The organism is Pseudomonas sp. TWP3-2 (genome assembly GCF_049897765.1).
Taxonomy (GTDB): Bacteria; Pseudomonadota; Gammaproteobacteria; order Pseudomonadales; family Pseudomonadaceae; genus Aquipseudomonas.
Genome location: NZ_JAFCWW010000001.1, coordinates 607,496 through 626,754 on the forward strand (window position 1 = coordinate 607,496; position 19,259 = coordinate 626,754).

A 19,259-nucleotide genomic window follows, 5' to 3' on the forward strand; every position below is an offset into this window, starting at 1 on the left:
CGTTCCGACGGGCAGGCTTTTCATGCCGCCGGACAAAGCAGGCATAATACCGCGCCTTCGTCCGCGAAGCGCTTCCCCAACACAACCGGCCAGTCCCTTGAACGAACGCCCGCTGTCCACTGCCAAACGCCCCTCGGCCTGTCCGGGGTTGCTGCGTATCGTCCAGGCGCTGGATGGCGGGATCTGTCGGATCAAACTCGATGGTGGCTCGATCACCGCCGATCAGGCAAATGCGGTGGCGGATGCCGCTGAGCAGTTCGCTGGCGGGGTGATCGAGGCGACCAACCGCGCCAATCTGCAGATTCGCGGGATCGGCGCGCAGTCCGGTGCGCTGATTGATCGCCTGCTGGCCGCGGGTCTGGGGCCGCGCACCGTGGCTGGCGATGATGTGCGCAATCTGATGCTCAGCCCGGCTGCCGGGATTGATCGGCAGATGGTTTTCGACACGCGTCCGCTGGCTGGGCAAATCCTCGAGACGTTGCAGCGCAATCTACGTTTTCATGAGCTGAGCGCCAAGTTCGCCGTGCAACTGGATGGTGCTGAAGCGCTGGCGATGCTCGAACATCCGCATGATCTGTGGTTGTCGGCTTTTGAGCGCAGCGGTGAAACGTTGCTGGCGTTTGGTCTGGCCGGTTGCCCGACGGATCAACCGTTGGCCGCCGTCAAACTTGCAGACGGCCATGCGCTGGTGGTCGCGGTGCTGGAGTTGTTTCTCGAGCTGGCGCGACCGGAGCAGACGCGGATGCGCCATTTGCTCGGCGAATTCAGCGCAGTGCAGTTGCTCGAAAAAATCGGCCAACGTGTTGCTCTGCTAACTGTCGACGATTGGCATCGTTCGCCTGCACCGGACGCTCTGCATATCGGCGCTTGTCCACAGGCTGCGGCAGGGCTGGTCTACGTTGGCGCGGTGCCGCCGCTGGGGCGCCTCGACCCGGCGATGCTGCGCGGTGCTGCAGAAATCTCCCGCCGATTCGGCGATGGCAGCCTGCGCTTCACCCCTTGGCAAAGCCTGCTGCTACCTAATGTAAAAGCGGCCGATGCGGCTGAAGTCCTGCACAGCCTTGAGCAAAACAATCTGCTGACCAACGCCACCGAGCCACTGTCGCGCCTGATCGCCTGCACAGGTTCCGCCGGCTGCGGCAAAGGCCTGGCCGACACCAAGCACGACGCCCGCCTGCTGGCGACATTACTGCCGCAAGCCCGTGACGTGCATCTGTCCGGCTGCTCGCGTTCCTGCGCGGCGGCGCACCGCGCCCCGGCGACCTTGCTGGCGATCAGCAACGGTCATTACGACCTCTATTTTCGCGATGCAGCACAGCCGGGATTCGGCGCGCTGCACGCACGCAACCTTACTATTGAAGCGGCCGCGACTCTGTTCGCCGGCCACTCACGGAGCCCACTTGATGCTTGATTACATCCGCGACGGTCAGGAGATCTATCGCAACTCCTTCGCGATCATTCGCAGCGAGGCCAATCTGGCGCGCATCCCGGCCGATCTGGAAAAACTCGCGGTGCGGGTGATCCACGCCTGCGGCATGGTCGAGGCCGTCGACGGTCTGCAATTTTCCGCAGGCGCGGGCAAGGCCGGGCGCGATGCGCTGGCCGCTGGTGCGCCGATTCTGTGCGATGCGCGGATGGTTTCCGAAGGCGTGACCCGTACGCGCCTGTCAGCGAACAATCAGGTGATCTGCACCCTGCGCGATGAAAGCGTACCGGAGCTTGCGCGCGAACTGGGCAACACCCGTTCCGCCGCTGCGCTGGAACTGTGGCGTCCGCATCTGGAAGGCAGTGTGGTGGTGATCGGCAACGCGCCGACTGCGCTGTTCTATCTGCTGGAAATGCTCGACGCCGGCGCGCCGAAACCGGCACTGATTCTCGGCTTCCCGGTCGGCTTCGTTGGCGCCGCCGAGTCGAAAGCCGCACTGGCCGCTGACAGCCGTGGCGTGCCGTTCGTGATCATGCAGGGTCGCCTTGGCGGCAGCGCCATGGCCGCCGCCGCCGTCAATGCCCTCGCCACGGAGATCGAATGATGCAAGCCCAAGGACGTTTGATTGGCCTGGGCGTCGGCCCCGGTGATCCGGAACTGATCACCGTCAAAGCCCTGCGCCTGCTGCGCGAATCGCCGGTGGTCGCGTACTTTGTGGCCAAGGGCAAGAAGGGCAACGCGTTCGGCATCATCGAAGCGCACCTGCAAGACGCACAGAATCTGCTGCCGCTGGTGTACCCGGTGACCACCGAAACGTTGCCGGCGCCGTTGTCTTACGAACAAGTGATCAGCGACTTCTACGATGCCGCCGCCGAGCAATTGGCTGCGCATCTGGATGCCGGTCGCGATGTGGCGGTGATCTGCGAAGGCGACCCGTTCTTCTACGGTTCTTACATGTATCTGCACGACCGCCTCGCCAATCGCTATCCAGCCGAAGTGGTGCCGGGTGTGTGCTCGATGCTCGGTGGAGCGTCGGTGCTCGGTGCGCCGCTGGTGTATCGCAATCAGAGCCTTTCGGTGCTTTCCGGCGTGTTGCCGCATGAAGAGCTGAAACGCCGACTGGCCGATGCTGATGCGGCAGTGATCATGAAGCTCGGGCGCAATTTCCCGAAAGTCCGCGCCGTGCTCGAAGAACTCGGTCTGGCCGAGCGTGCGCTGTACGTCGAGCGCGCGACCATGGCCAACCAGAAGATCGTTGCGCTGGATCAGGTCGAGCCCATGTCCTCGCCGTACTTCTCGCTGATCATTGTCCCGGGCGAACGGTGGCAAGGCTGATGACTCATTCCACGCCGGCCATCGTCATTCTCGGCCAAGGGGCGCTGGCCACGGCCCGACGTCTTCAGCAAATTTATCCGGGCGCGCAGATCCACGGCCTGAGCGGTCGGGTCGAAGGCGCTGATCGAACGTACGAGGATTTCGGCGGTACCCTGCGCGATCTGTACCAACAGGACACACCAATTATTGCGCTGTGCGCGGCGGGTATTGTCATCCGTACGTTGGCGCCGGTGCTGCTGGAAAAAGGCGTCGAGCCGCCCGTGCTGGCCGTCGCCGAAGATGGCAGCGCCGTGGTGCCGCTGCTTGGTGGTCTGGGCGGGGTAAATGTCATGGCGCGCACGATTGCCTCGGCATTTGATGTGGCTGCGGCGATCACCACCAGCGGCGAATTGCGCTTCGGCACTTGCCTGCTCAACCCGCCCAGCGGGTACGCCCTCGGTGATCTGGAGCAGGGCAAGCGCTTCGTTTCCGATCTGCTGGCCGGGCACAGTGTGCGCATCGACGGTGCTGCTCCGTGGCTGGATCAGGCGCAGCTGCCGGAAAATCCGCAGGCGCAGCGCTCGATTCATGTTGGCAGCGCTGCACGCGCGTTGAGCGCCAATGAATTGCTGATCTACCCACGTAGTGTTGCGGTGGCGGTGAGCGGCGATATGGCGGATCTGCCGAGCGTTGTGCGCTCTGCATTGCAGCAGGCGAACCTTGCGCTGCCGGCGCTGGCCTGTCTGGTCGCGGCTGATACCGCGATGGCCTCGTCGAGTTTGCGTGAAGCAGCCATCGAACTAGGCGTGCCGCTGCGCTTCGTCTCTGCGGCGAGTGACGTAGCGCAATTGGCGCGCAGTGTGTCGCCGCAAGCTTCAATCATCGCCAGCTCTGACGAGATCGCCATCGCGGTCAGTGACCAGCCGCTGGACGTAGCGCAAATCGGCCGCCCGCGCGGTCGTCTCGCCGTGATCGGTCTCGGCCCCGGAGCCGCCGAATTGATGGTGCCCGCCGTCAAAGCCGAACTGGTCCGCGCTACCGATGTACTGGGCTATGAAACCTACGTGCGCATGGCCGGGCCGTTCCGCGACGATCAGGTGCAGCACTGCACCGACAACCGCGAAGAAATGCAGCGTGCCCGCCATGCCTTCAGACTCGCGGCCGAGGGCCGTTCGGTGATTGTGGTTTCGTCCGGCGATCCGGGCGTGTTCGCCATGGCCGCTGCGGTGCTCGAAGCGTTGCACGAGTCAGCCGATCCGGCCTGGCACAGCGTTGATCTGGAGATTCTGCCGGGGGTGTCCGCATCGCTGGCCACCGCTGCTCAGGCCGGTGCGCCGCTGGGTCATGACTTCTGCGTGATGTCGCTGTCGGACAACCTCAAACCGTGGTCGATCATCGAAAAACGTCTTGATCTGGCAGCTGAAGCGGATCTGGCGCTGGCCTTCTACAACCCGATCTCCCGCGCCCGCCCATGGCAGTTGGGCCGTGCACTGGAAATCATCGCGCAGCACCGTACGCCAGAAACGCCGGTGGTGTTGGGCCGTGACATCGGCCGGCCGGGCCAGACGTTGCGAACCATCACACTGGGCGAGTTGACCCCGGATCAGGTGGACATGCGCACCATGGTGCTGATCGGTTCATCCACCACCTGCACCTTTGCGCGCGCTGACGGCAGACAGTGGGTGTATACGCCGCGTTGGTATGGTGAAAAGCCTGTGGGCTAACTGCAGCGCCACACTTTCCGCCTCTAGTCAGTCGCACAAAGCAGGCCTTCGATGATTACGTCGCGCTCCCCGAACACCGTTAGTCTCGAGGGGCGCGATTTTCTGCTGTCCTGCGGGGGCGCAGCCATTTCATGGCATCAAGAGCGAGACTTTCTCAAGGCGAAGCGTTGCATCGTGATCTTGCGAAGTTCGCTTTCCATTTGTTCTCTCATGGTCTCAAACACTTGCCTGTTTAATTTTAAGTAAGCGCGTTTTTGCACAAGCTTTGCGGATTGTTGTTGCCAATTCCAGAAGAGGAACCCGCCTTTTCTCACTTCGCTAATCAGCTCCAGCGAATTGACAGCGATATGTAAGTTTCCTCTGGCGTCATAGCGCGAGGGTATTACCTGAAACTTTTTACCAAGGCCTGTTTCGGTGTCCAGATACAGCGTCGCTGCAGTGTTCTTCTGCAAAGAGTCGAGTGTGTCGATCATCGCATTCGCTTGTTGCGGGTCTCTCCCAGTATCCGAACTCGCAACGAGGAAGTCGCCGATACTGCCCGATACGTCATGATGGGTAGTTATGGTGTAACTGTCGTCGATCGCTCTCCAGCCTAAGTAGTGCAGCGTCTTCATATACTCATCGAACCATTCTTTCGGTTGGCCGAAACGAGTGGCGATCAAGTTTGCCGATGTAGTTGCCAGCCTGGTGCAATTGGTCATTTCGTCATGGTCCTCGAGGGAGATTGAACCAATGACCGAAATAAGATTGGAGCCTGTAATCTCTCCAGTTGGGGCTTGGTTATTCATGTTTATTCCTCAAGAAAATGAAGGGTTATGATTGCAAGCCCTGAGAGATAATTGAATCGCATTCTTCGCTGGATTAAGTCGGAATGTTTTCAGGTGTAATTGGGTGTTGCCAATATATGGCAACCAGTTACCTGTTGTTGGTGTTTTGTTATTCATATTAGATTGGCGACAGTTCGCAAGACGCGAATTTCAATCACTCAAGGATAAATAAAACATGAAAGAAGTCGACGCGGTCGGTGTTGTTCAACTGGAAGATGTAAAGGCGCGTGTTGCCCGACGTCTGCTGCAAACAGGTAGCATTCTGCGTTCGCGCGGGATTGCGGCGGTGCAAGACACTGGTCCAACCAAGGAGTTGGATGCCGTGATGCTGGGCAACGCACTGGTAGGTTACGGGGGGAATATGTCGCTGAACAATATTGCGATCATTGAAAATATAATGAATATGTCGATCATGGAGGCGAACCATCTAGTACCTGATGCGGCAAATACGCTGGACTGGTATGCGGAATTTGTTGACTGCCTGAGGAGCCTCGGCTGCTTTATCGCGGATTCCGGTTATACCCAGTACTCTGAAAAAACCATCCGCGTGGAAGCCGAACTGGTCATCAAGGATATCGTCAAGGGCATCCTGGATGGCGTGGTAGCCAGCACACCGGCAGCCACGATCCTCGGCACGGTAGTGGGCACAACAATTGATGGCCTGAAAAGCGACGGCGACAGTTTGAATTTGTTTAACCGTCAGGTGAAAACGCCTAAAGGCATGCGTATGTCCTTCATTCCGTGCGAGCAACAAGCCAACGGGCTTCTGATCGCCGCAGCCACCACGTTGAGTGAAGATGGCAAGGAAAATAATGGCGGTGTGCTCTTTGTTGACTGGAAAACCTCTGCGCGAAAACTTTTTCACGGTAAGGCATTTATTACATTCAATCCGGCGAAATATGCTGAATACAAGGATGATATTGAAAACTATCTCGGACAGCATCGCAAAGAAGTTCTGAGCAAACGTTTCAGTCGTCGTAAGGCTTAATCAATGATGAGTCGCAGGAGGCTGTCCTCCTGCGACTCACGGGAGGGGTTTATGGATTACTCGGCTTATGTTTGCGCGGGCGGATTGGTTTTGCTCTCGCGGGTGCTGGCGAGCGGCTTGAAGCACGATGTTCTGGATAGCATTCTGTTTTCACAACTGTGTGCTTGCAACGACATCACTGAAGATATGGGGGACGCTGGATGGGATAAGGTGTTCCAGGAAACCCTGGTAGCCTGCGGCTGGAGCATATATGACCACCGGCAACAAGATAGTAAGCCATACCTTGCCGAGCGCGACGGATTTACAGTCGAAGAGGCGCTGGTCGATGTTCTGGAAAAGCGACTGTCTGTAAACCAGTGCGACAGACTTTCAAGCGCTATGAAGATGCTCTTCGTACTACCGGAGTCGTCGCCGCTGGTGGAGAAATTTCAAGAGTACATCGCGGCGGATCATGACACGGTGCGGATGCAGTTTTTTATCGTCGACGTCAATGGTTTTCTTGAAATGGTATCGGTTTCTTTCATAAGCACTGAAGGTAACGGGCACGCTTCACTAAATAATCTGTTCGGGGCGGCACCCGCAGAAAGTGGTATGAGAGTTGAGTTCATTGCTGCACGCTTTAATCCGGATATTTATTCGGAGTCTCGCGAGGATATAGTGCAATGGTTGGATATACAGCGTCAGGCAAGTGTCGCTCTTCTCGCGTAGAAGTAACTTCTCTGGCGCTTTGATTGGCCGTTACGTTGAGCATGTTTGTCTGGTTGTTCTTTGTTTTTATATATCGATCAAGCCTCGTCATCAGGTTCGTTGTTTCTGTCGCGAGGCTTTCATCGGTCTGTTGGCTTATTTATAAAAATCATTTTTTATACAAAAGGATTGTATTCATGCAGGGTGCAAAAGAGTCTGGCGGCGACGGCGGTTATGTGAAATTCGTTAATCTATTCAAACTCAGTGACCTTGAACAGGCGTTGTTGCCACATAAAGGCACCCGGCAATATGACGCCGTAATCCGCTATTACTTCGCCTGTATCGGGTTGCTTGACTCACCACGATTGGTGCAACCGCTGGCCCTGTTCAAACAGGCGCTTGCAGAGTTTGGTGCGCAACGTAAGCGCCGCGATGCGGAGAATGTACCTGCGCCGAGCCCGGAGACCGAAACGGCGCCCGATCTTGCGGAAATCAGTGACAGGGTCGACGGATTTGCATCGCGCCTGAATTACAGCCTCGAGCTGATGAAAACAGCCGCGACGCCAGTACCGAAAATTTTGCACTTCGTCTGGCTTGGTGGCGGGCTTGGCGATATTCAGCGTGATTACATCAATTTGTGGAAAAAAGTACTGGCCGGGCAAGGCTATAAAATCAACCTTTGGTATGACAGCGATGCGCTGCTGGCTTATCAGACCACGAAACTGCTGGTTGACGCTGCCAAAGTGCACAGCATGCAAAGCGGTGGAGTCGATAGCGCTACGCAAGAGCAACTTGAAGCGCTGTATGTGGCGCGCGCCATTGTTCTGAAACAGCAGATGTTCGCGCACATCAATGCAGCACGTGCAGGCGGGTTATCCGCCGATGAAGCCCGGGTGCAGTTGTTGAGCCGGGCGTATGGCCAGCAGGCCAAGGATCTACATTCACTCAAAGCGCGCAACCTGAAGAGTTTGCAGGAAGTGGGCGGTGGTGACTTGGAACTGCGTGATCTGGCCGGTGCGGCGACTCCCATGCAACTGCAGGACATTTACGATCAGGAAATGGGGTTGCGTGGCAATCTTGCTGGCGGTTCCGATGTGGTGCGGCTGGAGGCAATGCTGCCAGAGGGCGGCATGTACTCTGACGTCGATAATCTCCCACCATTGTTGAAGGTGCTGGGCGGTGTGGATATCAGTAAGTTCAAACCCGCGAGCAAACGGGCCATCACGCAATTGCTGCTGGATCACAATCCGCACTGGATGCCGGGACGGCAGGCAATACGTGATCGTTACCAGAACGTTGACCAGTTTATTCCTCAGGAACACCGCACAGCGCTTGAAGCGTTTGCCAAAAGTGCGCCCGCCCTGGATCAGGTTTTCCAGGCGCCGAGCGACCTGCTGGCACGTCCCTATATGTTGCGCGCAGTGGCCGAAGAGGGGTCTCTGAGCAACGCCTGGCTGATGGCTCATCCCAACGCACCGATGGTGCAGTCGGTGCTGGATCGCTTGCGCTTCAATTTTGATGTCATCAACGCAGTCGCCAATGCCGCTATGGCTAAAGGTATTGCGCCAGATGACGCCCAGGCCAACTTTGAGCTGGCGGATGCCGAGATCGTGCGTCGGCTCGGGCCTTTGGAGGAATTGCCCGGCACCAGAGCGGTGGCGATGCAGCGGCTGGAGATGGCAATTGCCGAATACTTCAGCGACGGGATCCTTCCTGCGCGAGAAGGGACGATCCATCTGACCGGTCCGGGTGGGATGCGCCTGGGCATGGAAGATTATGCGCAGGAAAATCTCACGCCCAGGGCGGCCGAAGCATCGCATGCCGAGTTGGGCATCGAGCCACTGGGTACGGTCAATCGCTCCACGGAGGAGGAGCAGGATCACTCGTGGAAAGAAAACGAAACCGATGCCGCCAAGTGGGTGGAAACCCAAAAGCAGCAATGGCGCGACGGGCAATTCAAAACCCGCTACACCGGTGATATCACTGAGCTGCTCAAGCACTCGACTGTCGAATTCGAACTCGGCTGGCCGATCATCGAAGGCCGGCATGTTTTGAACACTGAACTGCTGCAACGCATGGCCGACAAACTTGGCGAACCTTTCACCAAGGCCATGATGAGCAGCCACGATGGCCCCGTGGTGTTTACCGAGCGGTTGCCGCTGGGTTTCGATGATCGACAAACCATCCGCGGCCAGGACTTGCGGCTGCGGCCGCCAGCGTCCTTGAGCACCAAAGAGACTCAAGGCCTGGCACTGGACGAGGTGCTGATCCGTCTGGGCAAGAACAAGTTTCACCTCGAGCAACTGAGTCCCTTGCAGCGCCTCACGCTGGGTGGATTACTCGGGGCGCCAACGCTGGATGACCGGAGTTTTGCGGCGCTGAGCGTTGCGCAGGACAACCTCATCAACAGCGTCCGCGAGCGCGGCACGGCGGAACGCTATGCCGTGATTGAAAAGCAGCTCGCCGCACGGATGACGCCATCGTTCAAGGCCGGGCTGGACAGTCCGCTCGAGCAACACCCGACGCGTTCGCCGAGTTCGCTGAGCCTGAAAAAAACGGCGCTGTCTTCGGCCGTGACCCTGTTCGAATGGGGACGCCAAGTGGCGAAAATCCGTGAAGTCGCAACTCGGGAGTATCGCGAACAGGTCAAGGAGCGCTTGGAGCAGGTGCTCGATCAGGCTATCGCGAAGACTGGCAGGATGGTGCCGCAAGATATGCTGCTTGCCCAAAAGGATGGCACACCGGCCGGCCGCTGCTTCCCGCTTGCGTTGGCGATGAGTGCCGCGCTCGCACGGGGTGAGATGTCAACGCGAGAATTGTTTGGGCGTTTTTACCTTGCGGTCGACGAGCCGGCGGCCTCCGATTCGGTCACCTTCCTGACTGCTCTGGAGGAATTGCGAAGTGTGCAAATCAGCGAGGTCGGCTCGGTGCTGGGGCGGGTCGATCTGGACAAGGTGGTCGCGACTGTCGAGGAGTCTGCTGGCACCCGGACGTTGATGCTCAACTCGGACAATCACTCGATGCTGGTGGCCAAAACAGTGCAAGGCACGGCGGCCACTTATCACTTTTATGATCCCAATTTCGGTCTGTTCGAGTTCAACTCGGCAGACACTTTCAAGGCCACCGTCACGCAATTTTTCAAGGTGCCGGGCCTGGCGGAACACTATGCCGTTTTCGGTCAGCCTGGCCTGCCGCAGTTCGATCTGATTGATGTGCACGCAGAACAGGTTGCCGAGCTGGAACTGTCGCCCGAGGTCAAGGTAGCGCATCTGCTTGAAGAGGGCACATTGCCGGGTATGCCGGCGCGCTCTGTGCGTCAGCGGGTCAACAGTGCTCACGGACGATCGTTGATTGCAAACCCGCGCCTGGGCAACTCTCTGTTGAAACTCGATAACCACTGGTGGGCCGAGCAGATCGCCGACGTGACGTCGCGCTTGCAAGAGGGGCATGAATCGGTGACGCCGCTGGTGCCACTGTTCGATTCGCTGGAGGTGACCCCAGAGGGCAGTTATCGCGTGAGCATGGTCGACCCGAAAAGCGGCGAGCATGTTGCTACGGTCATCAGCCGCGACGGTCGCCTCCTGCGCATCAAGGGCTATTTGTCCGAGCTGTTCTCGACGCTGGCGCAAAAACCTGCGCGCACTAACGCACCGGTAGACCCGACCGAAGCTGCTGCGATTCACACCCTGAATGCCGGATTCGCCGTTCAGGCACTGATGAATGCCTTGCGCACCCGTGAAGGCGCTGACCGCACGTTGACCACCGCCGTGCAGTGGCATGCCTACGTCAATTACGCGCAATTGGTGCATGGCAATGTGGTGGATGTGGCGGGGCTGATCGGGCTGGTGCAAACGGCGTTGCGTGATGAAAAAATCATCGCCCGCACCAGTGCGCAGGTGGTCGGTGAGGCACTGGGTCCCTTGGCTGGCAAAGCCGTCGGCGCTGCGGGGCATGTGGCCAATGAAGGTCTCGGCGCGGTACTCGGGCTGGCCAATGTCGGCTTTGATATCTATCAGTTGGTGAATGCGCAGAATGATGTCGAGACTGCGACCTACGGCACCCAGCTGGGTTTTGACGCGGCGAGTCTGGTCCTGACCGGCGCTGGCCTGGGCGCGGCATTACTGGGTGCGGGTACAGCGGCTGCGGTGCTCGGCGGTGCCGGGGTGATCCTCGGTGGGCTGGCCGTCGGCGTGGCCGCACTGGCGCAGAACTACGCGATGATCGCTGAGGAAGCGAAAGCGGTCGGTCTGTTTTTCGCCGAGCTGGAACAGGCGCATCACGCCGACGGCTATTCCTACAACGGCACACAGGGCGCCTGGCTGCCGCGACCATCGCTGATCATCAGGCAACTTGATTTGCGCGCCGGCAAATTGCAACTCGACAGCACCCGACTGTACCCGCTGCGCAATCATTTCGGCGTGCCGGAATTTGAGGGCGATTACTCCCGCGCGATCAATCTCAGTGCTGAATTGGGCTACCCCGACGAGATGAATTTCGCACCGCCCGCCGGACAGCCGATCGTCTTGCCTTGCACCCCTTTGAACTGTTACCGCTACGTGTACCAGACTTTGCCGTTCGCTTCGCAGCGTCACGATCAGGGTTTCGACATCGCCCGCCGCCTGGAGAAGAAAAAGCCGGATGGCCAGTGGCTGTTTCTGTTCTCGTTCTATTCCTTTCCAAGTCACTACATCGTCTATCAGATCTACCCCGATTACCGACCGGTCGAGATCAGCGTCAAGCTCGATGCTCTTGAGCGAAAACTGGTCGTGCCGGTGATACCGGCGCCTTGGCATGGCAAGATTTCCTATCGGTTACAGGGCGGCGCAGGCACTTGCACGCTGGTGCTCAATCCCGGTGTCAACGTGGCGCTGGAAGCCAGCGCTGCGCAAAAGGATCGCTGGATCATCGTCGCGCCGTGGGCGCGCGAAAGTGACATCGTGTCCGGCAAGAATGGGCAATTCCGGGTCAAGGATTGCCAGTTCGAGGTCACCGGGACCGTCGCGCCCGAGCTGTTTGTGCTGGTGGAAAACGGCAAGCTGTTCAGGATTGCCGGCGGCGTGCTGAACCTGTTGCAGGATGAGCCGCCCAAAGGCGTGGACGCGCAGGTATTGCAGGATCACCTGCAAGCGCTGGCCCGCGCCCATCGGCTTACCCTGCGCTATACGCCCATCCATGATTACCTGATTCCGTTCGAGAAACCCGACGCGCCGCGATATATCACCGGGTGGTATGACGCGGTCGAGGACCGAATCCTGTACGTGCGCGATGACGAAGTGTCGGGTGAGGACATTCTGTTGTCGGTGGTGGTCGGCGAGTCGGCGTTTTTCCATGACCCGAGCAGTTATGACATCTGGCAGGTCGATGCGAACACCGGGTTACTCAGCCATCGCTATCGATTGCTAGTCAGACAGGAGAGCGAAAGCACCATTCGCAGTGTCGAAGCGGACAGCCACGGCGTGGTCCATGTGATGCAGGAGTATGCCCATGTCGATGGCTCTGTGGAGCGAATCAATTACCTGATTCACGATGGCGTGTTGTGGCTCAGTTCGATCACCCGTGGCGCTGAGCCGACATTCGACGCGCTGCTTGATGACACTGCACCGCTGGCAGACTGGGCCCCGGTGCTGGGTGAACACACCGTGTTCAAGGCGCCGCATGAGAAAAAATACGCCACGGTCGACTGGCAGCTGGCGGCATACGTTTCGGTCTGCTGGAAGATTGAAGATAACGCTCGGGACATGGCCTGGATCCGCACCCGTGACGATCTGATCATTCGCCCGGTGCCGGTACTTCATCGTGCCCGTGGCTGGGCGGATTCGATCCAGAACCTCAACGATCTGATGTTGCTGACGGTGGCCCATGATAACGATGTATTCGTTATCTACGATCGTAAATTGCAGCGCCTGTGTCGGGTGCAGCACACGGTGGTTGAGGGAACAGGTCAATGGTCGCAGCGTTGGGTGCAGCCCGACGGACTGACACAGATTGCAGTACAGGACGATGGTTATCTGGCAAATACCAGGGACGGACTGTCATTTGCAATCGGCGCCGACGGTGAAGTGCGTTTCGCCGGGCTGGGAGAACAGTGGCTCAAGGGACGTACCAAGTGGTGGCTCGAACTGGAGGCAGTGGCCAACAAACATGGCGTTGAACCGTTCGCCATTGTCGGCGTGGCCAATGCCGCCAATGATGCACGCTTGCACGGCTGGTACGTCGACAATCGTTTGCTGTTATGCGCGGCACAACAGGCGGATGTGCGCCTGCTCGGCGTAACGCCGGATAACCAGTCGGCGTGGCTGTTCGAGGCCTCGAGCGGAGAAATCTGGCGCCAGGCGTTTATCGATTCGCAGCAACTCGATCAAGCGTTCGGCACCGGTACACAGCTATTGCAGGCGGATGTGCTGCCCAAACCTGAGCGACAGTGGGCGCCATGGCACTTTGCCGATGTGCGGATTGACGGTGCCGGCCTGTTGGGGACGACCCTTGATGACGTGGTGCTGGAGTTGCAATTCGGCGAGCCACCGACCATTGCCGGTGTGGGGCGCGATTGGGTGGCGGCGCACAGTGAGCAACTGACCCACGATCTGCAGGCGCTGCTGGAGATGCAGTCCCATCGACCGTTCATTTCCGTCGCCGCACAGGACGCCAGCGTGCGCTGGTATATCGTCGACAGTGCGCGGCTGATCCGGGTCGCGAGCGCCGACTTGCCTGCGGACTTCGAGCTGCTGGGTACCCGGCGCCACACCGATGTGTTGTTGCATGAACCGCAGGAGCTTCTGGTCCAGGGTTATCCGAGCAAGCGTCAGATCGGTCCGCTGGATTACGTCGAGCGCAACGCCGAGGTGCTGGTAATTGAAGGACGGGTGGATGCGCACGATCTGCGACCACTGATACCTGATGATGTACGCACATTGGTGGTGCGCATGGGGGGCGGCTTCATGAAGTGCCATTTGACTCAGGCGTTGTCGCGCAGGCTGGATGCTGTGGTTGTCGATTGCCGGCATCCGCTGGCTGGCAAGCCCGTGGTAATGAGCAGGCTGATCTGGTCACCAGATGTACCGCAAAAGCTGGAAGTGGGCATGGTCGAGGAACACTTGGTGGTGGTCGATCCTGACGCCGAGCACTGTGTGCTTTTTCGCAATGCCTATGCGCTCGACACTCAGTTGCGTGGCGATGCGATGCTCGAAGTGCAGGGGCTGCGGCCTGTTCTGGTGTCGGCTCTGGCGCGCGGGATGAAAGCGCGCAAGGGCACGAACAGTGTGACGCTGAAAGCGCTGCTGGATGAATTGAAGGCACGCAATACCGCAGACGCGTCTGGCTGAGGACACTCGGCGCAGCAAAAGACCGCCGACTGCAAGGTCGGCGGTCTTTTAGTGTGCGGGTTCAGGGCACGAGGTAACCCTTGACCCCGGTAAAGATGATCTGCGCTGCCAGCGCGCACACGAACAGCCCCATCAAGCGGCTGACAATCTGCAAACCCTGATCGCCGAGAATCCGCTCGATGCGGTTCGACAGATACAACACCACCCCGACCGTGAAACTGGCCAGCGCAATGCTCATGATCGCCGTGAGTTTGTCATCCCAGTGGGGCTGACTGATGCCCATCACCAGCAACGCACCGATGGTGCCAGGGCCGACCGTCAGCGGAATGGTCAGGGGCACGATGGTCACGTCCTGCTGCACGTTATCGGTCTGCACTACCGACTTGCCTTGGGCCATGCCCAGCGCCGAAATGAACAATACGCTGCCGGCGCCGATGCGGAACGCATCCACCGTGATGCCGAACACGTCGAAAATCACTCGCCCGAACAGATACAGCAATACGCTCGAGACCAATGTGGCGGTAGCCACTTTCCAGGCCAGACGCCGCTGTTCCTTGCGCGAATAACCTCGGGTCAGGCTGATAAAGCAGGACAACACGAAGAACGGGCTGTAGAGCACCAGCATCTTCAGGTAAACGCTGAACAACACATGGAGCATGGCGCGGGCTCGCTGGCGGGAGAAGTCGGGGGGAGTCTATCAGGCGCTATCGGGTCTGTCGGCTCACGACGGCAGGGTCGTCGCACGGTTTTGCTGATCGCGCTGGGCCACCCAGTGTTCGATCAGCTCGCGCAGTTGCGACAGCTCCACCGGTTTGGCCATGTGCCCGTCCATCCCGGCCTGGCGCGCGCGCTCCTTGTGCTCGGCGAGAATGTGCGCAGTCAACGCGACAATCGGCGTGCGAATGCGCTGGTTGCTGACTTCCCACGCGCGCAACTGCTGAGTGGCGGAGAAACCGTCAAGCACCGGCATCTCGCAATCCATCAGCACCAGGTCATAACGTTGGGCTTTCATCGCCTGCAAGGCTTCTTCGCCATTGCTCGCGGTGTCCGGCTGCAGGTTGAGCTTGCCGAGCATGCCGCGAATCACTTTGGTGGAAATCGTGTTGTCCTCGGCCACCAGAATGCGGAAGTCGCTCGGCACTTTGACTGCGGTTGCCGGGCCGACGACTTGCGGCTGGAATACTACCTGGCCGCGATTGCGCTGATTGAGTTCGTCGGCCAGCGTGGTTTTCAGCGTGTAGCCGGCCACCGGTTTGGCGAGGATGCGTTTGATCCCCGAATTGCGCGCGATGATCTTGCTCGGCGCGTTGCTGATGCCGGTGAGCATGATCAGCAGAATGTCGTGGTTCAGGCTCGGGTCTTCCTTGATCTTGGCCGCCAGTTGCATGCCGGTCATGCCGGGCATGTTCTGATCGAGCAACACCACATCGAAGTAGTCGCGCAGATGCGCCTTGGTGCGCAGCAGCGCCAGCGCTTCCTTGCCCGATGGCACGGCGCTGACGTTCAGCCCCCAGGCGCTGCATTGCTGCACCAGGACTTTGCGGCAGGTGTCGTTGTCATCAACCACCAACACCCGCGCACCTTGCAGCGGACTGTCCAGATCAGACGTCGGGTGTTCCAGGCGATCCGGATCCAGCGGCAAGGTCAGCCACAAGGTGCTGCCCTGAGTCGCACCGCTCTTGATACCGAATTCGCCCTGCATCAGACGAATCAACTGCCGCGCGATGACCAGCCCGAGATTGCCGCCCAGGCGATTGGCCGACAGGAAGTGTTTGCTATGCAGTTCGGCGTGCATCAACGCGTCGCGTTCTTCCTGCGGCATCGGCTCGCCGCTGTCCTGCACTGCGATGCGCAGGCGCGGCTGGGTGCTGCGTTCGTCGAGGGCAACCACTACCAGCACCTCGCCTTCGTCGGTTTTCTTCAGGGCGTTTTCCAGCAGACTGAGCAGGGTCTGGCGCAGTCGCGTTGGATCGCCGCTGATCACTCGCGGCACTTGCGGCTGGATGAAGCTGATCAACTCGACGTTCTGCTGTTCGGCCTTGGCCCGGTAGATGCTCAGGCAATCGTCGATCAGCGCGTTGAGGTCGAACTGCACATCGTCCAGCTCGATCTGCCCGGATTCGAGCCGCGAGATGTCGAGGATCTCGTTGATCAAGGTCAGCAGCTCGTTGCCGGCGCTGTGAATGGTTTGCACGTAGTCACGTTGCTTGACCGACAGCGGCGTGCCCAGCAGCAGTTCGGTCATGCCCAGCACGCCGTTCATCGGGGTGCGGATCTCGTGGCTGATCTTGGCGAGGAATTCGGCTTTGGCGTTGATCTCGGCGTTACTCGCGGCGAGATCACGGCTGATGCTGAAATCTGTCTCGGTGATGCTGCGCTGGCGCTCGCCCAGGGCGATGCTCATCAGCAGGCCGCTGATGCAGATGAAGCCCATCAGCACCATGATCAGGCCTTGCGGCGCGACCAGTGTCAGCCCGAGCAAGGCTGGAAGAATGATCAGCGTGCCAATGTTGAACACCACCATCGCCGCCACGAACAGCCGCGCCGGGCGATAGCCTTTCTGCCAGTGATAGAAGCCGACCAGCAACATGCTCAGACCGGCCAGTGCTACCAAGGCGTAGGTGATGATGTTCAGCGGCAGCGTGTTGACGAACAACAGCAGCAAGCTGCAGATCACGATGAACAGAATGTCGCCGAGCAACAGCTTGTTCAGCGGATGCGCGCCGAGCGGGGCGAAAAAACGCAGGGCAAACATCAGGCCTGCCGGGGCGGTCAGCAGCAGCGCCAGATAGGCGCCGGGCGTCTGGATTGCGTGCCAGTTCGGCAACCACGGGCCGGCCAGATTGAGCAGCAGAAGCAGGCTCAGCCCCAGCAGGCATTCACACACTGCCAGCCACAGGCTGCTGCGCGAACGGGTGTACGCGTAGCGGATCAGGTTGTGCAGGATCAGCATGATCAGGCAGCCGAACAACAGGCCGTAGATCAGCGTCTGATTCTGGCTGGCGGCGCTCATCACCGCCGATTGCAAAGTGATGTACGGGCGCAATTGGTGATCGGAGACCAGTCGCAGGTAAACGTCGAGGGTCTTGTCGGTTTGCGGCAGCGGCAGCATGAAGTCGCTGCTCGGCAGTGGCCGCTCGGCCTGCGGTTGGGTGGTGCCGGTTTCGCGCTGCTCGATCAACTTGTCGCCGTCGAGCACGTAGAGATTGAGGTGTGACAGGTCTGGGGCGAAGATTCGCAGCACTTGCTCATGCTTGCCGGGCGCCAGTTTGAAACGCAGCCACAATGCGCCATCGGGCTCGGCCGCGGTGAGGCGCTCAAGGTCGATGGGGCTGAATTGATTGGTGTAGCGGGTGGAGCGGATGTCACTCAGTTGCAGGTTGCCCTGATCGTCGAGCAATACCGACCAGCCACTGCCTTGCGCGGCCAGGGCCGGGAGCATGCAGAGCGTTGTCAGCAAAGTGACGGTGAAGCCTATGGCAATCCTGAGCCAGCGCACGGCGAAATCCCTTCGTAGGTTGATGCCAGATTATAACGATGCGCCGCGTCGCAACAGTCCGGCAAGAGCCTTGAGCCCTTACCGGATACACAGCGTAGCTTATTGCTGGGTTTCGCCGCGCTCACGGGCAATGGCGCGGTAGCCAATGTCGTTACGGTAGAAGCAGCCTTCCCAGTCGATCGCCTTGGCCAGTTTGTAGGCCTGCTCTTGCGCAGCACCGACGCTGGCGCCCATCGCGGTGGCGCACAGTACGCGGCCACCGGCAGTCACCACCTGGCCGTCTTTCAACGCAGTACCGGCGTGGAAAACTTTGCCTTCCAGCGCTGCTGCCGCGTCCAGACCGTTGATCGGCGTGCCCTTGGCGTAGTCGCCCGGGTAACCGCCAGCGGCGAGTACGATGCCGATGCTCGGACGCGGATCCCACTGTGCTTCGACCTTGTCCAGCGCCTGCGCCAGTGCGGCTTCGACCAGCAACACCAGGCTCGACTGCAAACGCAGCATGACCGGTTGGGTCTCAGGATCGCCGAAGCGGCAGTTGAACTCGATGACTTTCGGATTGCCGGCCTTGTCGATCATTAGACCGGCATACAGGAAACCTGTGTAGACGTTGCCTTCCTCGGCCATGCCGCGCACGGTCGGCCAGATCACCAGATCCATCACGCGCTTGTGCACTTCGGCAGTCACAACCGGGGCAGGGGAGTAGGCACCCATGCCGCCGGTGTTCGGGCCGCTGTCGCCGTCGCCGACGCGTTTGTGATCCTGGCTGGTAGCCATCGGCAGAACGTTCTTGCCGTCGACCATGACGATGAAGCTGGCTTCTTCGCCATCGAGGAATTCTTCGATGACCACACGCGAACCGGCTTCACCGAAAGCGTTGCCGGCGAGCATGTCGCGCACGGCGTCTTCGGCTTCTTGCAGGGTCATGGCGACGATCACGCCTTTACCAGCAGCGAGGCCGTCAGCCTTGATCACGATCGGTGCGCCTTTTTCACGCAGATAAGCCAGGGCCGGCTCGATCTCGGTGAAGTTCTGGTAATCGGCAGTCGGGATCTTGTGACGCGCGAGGAAATCCTTGGTGAAGGCTTTCGAGCCTTCCAGTTGCGCAGCACCGGCGGTCGGGCCGAAGCAATCGAGGCCACGGGCGCGGAACAGATCGACCACGCCAGCCACCAGCGGCACTTCTGGACCGACGATGGTCAGCGAAACGTTTTTCTCGGCGAAATCGGCGAGCTGCTCAAGGGCCAGCACGTCGATGGCGACGTTTTCGCACTTGGCTTCAATCGCGGTGCCGGCGTTGCCCGGAGCAACGAAAACCTTCTGCACGCGCGGATCCTGAGCCACTTTCCAGGCCAGAGCGTGTTCACGGCCACCGCTGCCAATGATCAAAACATTCATTTCAAAAACCTCGGATGACGCTAATTCTGTGGGCAGCACTGAAGCTGCTTTTCTGTGGGAGCTGGCAGGCCAGCTCC

General features: G+C 59.4%; 11 protein-coding genes. 7 read left to right on the forward strand and 4 right to left on the reverse strand.

Translation table 11 applies throughout. The annotated features are described in order from the left end of the window. Nucleotides 1-22: 22 nt before the first annotated feature. From cobG to cobJ, 4 genes are read left to right on the forward strand one after another with little or no spacing between them, the layout of a single operon-like run. Nucleotides 23-1,411, forward strand: a complete 1,389-nt coding sequence (gene cobG / locus ACP7EE_RS02705; protein WP_426233301.1) for a precorrin-3B synthase — start codon at nt 23-25, stop codon at nt 1,409-1,411. Then, the gene (locus ACP7EE_RS02710; RefSeq protein WP_426206077.1) at nt 1,404-2,030 is read left to right on the forward strand and encodes a precorrin-8X methylmutase; all 627 of its coding nucleotides are present in this window, start codon (nt 1,404-1,406) and stop codon (nt 2,028-2,030) included. The genes cobG and ACP7EE_RS02710 overlap by 8 nt, the downstream gene beginning before the upstream one ends. Then, a complete protein-coding gene (locus ACP7EE_RS02715) occupies nt 2,027-2,761 on the forward strand; it encodes a precorrin-2 C(20)-methyltransferase (RefSeq protein ID WP_420647085.1) in 735 nt (244 codons plus the stop codon). Before ACP7EE_RS02710 ends, ACP7EE_RS02715 begins: the two co-directional genes overlap by 4 nt. Continuing rightward, nucleotides 2,761-4,464, forward strand: coding sequence for a precorrin-3B C(17)-methyltransferase (cobJ, locus tag ACP7EE_RS02720; RefSeq protein WP_426233304.1), 1,704 nt, complete (start codon nt 2,761-2,763; stop codon nt 4,462-4,464). The genes ACP7EE_RS02715 and cobJ overlap by 1 nt, the downstream gene beginning before the upstream one ends. 137 nt (nt 4,465-4,601) lie before the next feature. Here the strand turns inward: cobJ and ACP7EE_RS02725 are convergent, their stop codons facing one another. After that, nucleotides 4,602-5,252 (reverse strand): hypothetical protein, encoded by a 651-nt coding sequence (locus tag ACP7EE_RS02725; RefSeq protein WP_426233306.1) that lies wholly within the window; start codon nt 5,250-5,252, stop codon nt 4,602-4,604. A 214-nt stretch (nt 5,253-5,466) separates the two neighbouring features. On the opposite strand from ACP7EE_RS02725, the gene ACP7EE_RS02730 reads away from it, so the two are divergent. From ACP7EE_RS02730 to ACP7EE_RS02740, 3 genes are all read left to right on the forward strand, one after another. After that, complete coding sequence (locus ACP7EE_RS02730; RefSeq protein WP_426233308.1) at nt 5,467-6,279, forward strand: hypothetical protein; 813 nt, start codon at nt 5,467-5,469, stop codon at nt 6,277-6,279. A 51-nt stretch (nt 6,280-6,330) separates the two neighbouring features. After that, complete coding sequence (locus ACP7EE_RS02735) at nt 6,331-6,987, forward strand: hypothetical protein (protein ID WP_426233310.1); 657 nt, start codon at nt 6,331-6,333, stop codon at nt 6,985-6,987. Nucleotides 6,988-7,163: 176 nt separating this feature from the next. Next, nucleotides 7,164-14,288: a TcdA/TcdB pore-forming domain-containing protein gene (locus tag ACP7EE_RS02740; RefSeq protein WP_426233312.1), complete on the forward strand. Its 7,125-nt coding sequence runs from the start codon at nt 7,164-7,166 to the stop codon at nt 14,286-14,288. Nucleotides 14,289-14,349: 61 nt separating this feature from the next. Here the strand turns inward: ACP7EE_RS02740 and ACP7EE_RS02745 are convergent, their stop codons facing one another. The 3 genes from ACP7EE_RS02745 to purD all read right to left on the reverse strand — a co-directional run bounded on the left by ACP7EE_RS02745 (nt 14,350) and on the right by purD (nt 19,182). Then, nucleotides 14,350-14,946: a MarC family protein gene (locus ACP7EE_RS02745; RefSeq protein WP_420647088.1), complete on the reverse strand. Its 597-nt coding sequence runs from the start codon at nt 14,944-14,946 to the stop codon at nt 14,350-14,352. A gap of 63 nt (nt 14,947-15,009) precedes the next feature. Next, a complete protein-coding gene (locus tag ACP7EE_RS02750; protein ID WP_426233314.1) occupies nt 15,010-17,787 on the reverse strand; it encodes a response regulator in 2,778 nt (925 codons plus the stop codon). Nucleotides 17,788-17,886: 99 nt separating this feature from the next. After that, complete coding sequence (gene purD / locus ACP7EE_RS02755; RefSeq protein ID WP_426233316.1) at nt 17,887-19,182, reverse strand: phosphoribosylamine--glycine ligase; 1,296 nt, start codon at nt 19,180-19,182, stop codon at nt 17,887-17,889. Between the last annotated feature and the right edge of the window lie 77 nt (nt 19,183-19,259).

Excerpts from the sequence above, each read along its gene's own strand:
- cobG (WP_426233301.1), top strand. The coding sequence starts at position 23 with ATGCCGCCGGACAAAGCAGGCATAATACCGCGCCTTCGTCCGCGAAGC.
- ACP7EE_RS02710 (WP_426206077.1), top strand. The coding sequence starts at position 1,404 with ATGCTTGATTACATCCGCGACGGTCAGGAGATCTATCGCAACTCCTTC.
- ACP7EE_RS02715 (WP_420647085.1), top strand. The coding sequence starts at position 2,027 with ATGATGCAAGCCCAAGGACGTTTGATTGGCCTGGGCGTCGGCCCCGGT.
- cobJ (WP_426233304.1), top strand. The coding sequence starts at position 2,761 with ATGACTCATTCCACGCCGGCCATCGTCATTCTCGGCCAAGGGGCGCTG.
- ACP7EE_RS02725 (WP_426233306.1), bottom strand. The coding sequence starts at position 5,252 with ATGAATAACCAAGCCCCAACTGGAGAGATTACAGGCTCCAATCTTATT.
- ACP7EE_RS02730 (WP_426233308.1), top strand. The coding sequence starts at position 5,467 with ATGAAAGAAGTCGACGCGGTCGGTGTTGTTCAACTGGAAGATGTAAAG.
- ACP7EE_RS02735 (WP_426233310.1), top strand. The coding sequence starts at position 6,331 with ATGGATTACTCGGCTTATGTTTGCGCGGGCGGATTGGTTTTGCTCTCG.
- ACP7EE_RS02740 (WP_426233312.1), top strand. The coding sequence starts at position 7,164 with ATGCAGGGTGCAAAAGAGTCTGGCGGCGACGGCGGTTATGTGAAATTC.
- ACP7EE_RS02745 (WP_420647088.1), bottom strand. The coding sequence starts at position 14,946 with ATGCTCCATGTGTTGTTCAGCGTTTACCTGAAGATGCTGGTGCTCTAC.
- purD (WP_426233316.1), bottom strand. The coding sequence starts at position 19,182 with ATGAATGTTTTGATCATTGGCAGCGGTGGCCGTGAACACGCTCTGGCC.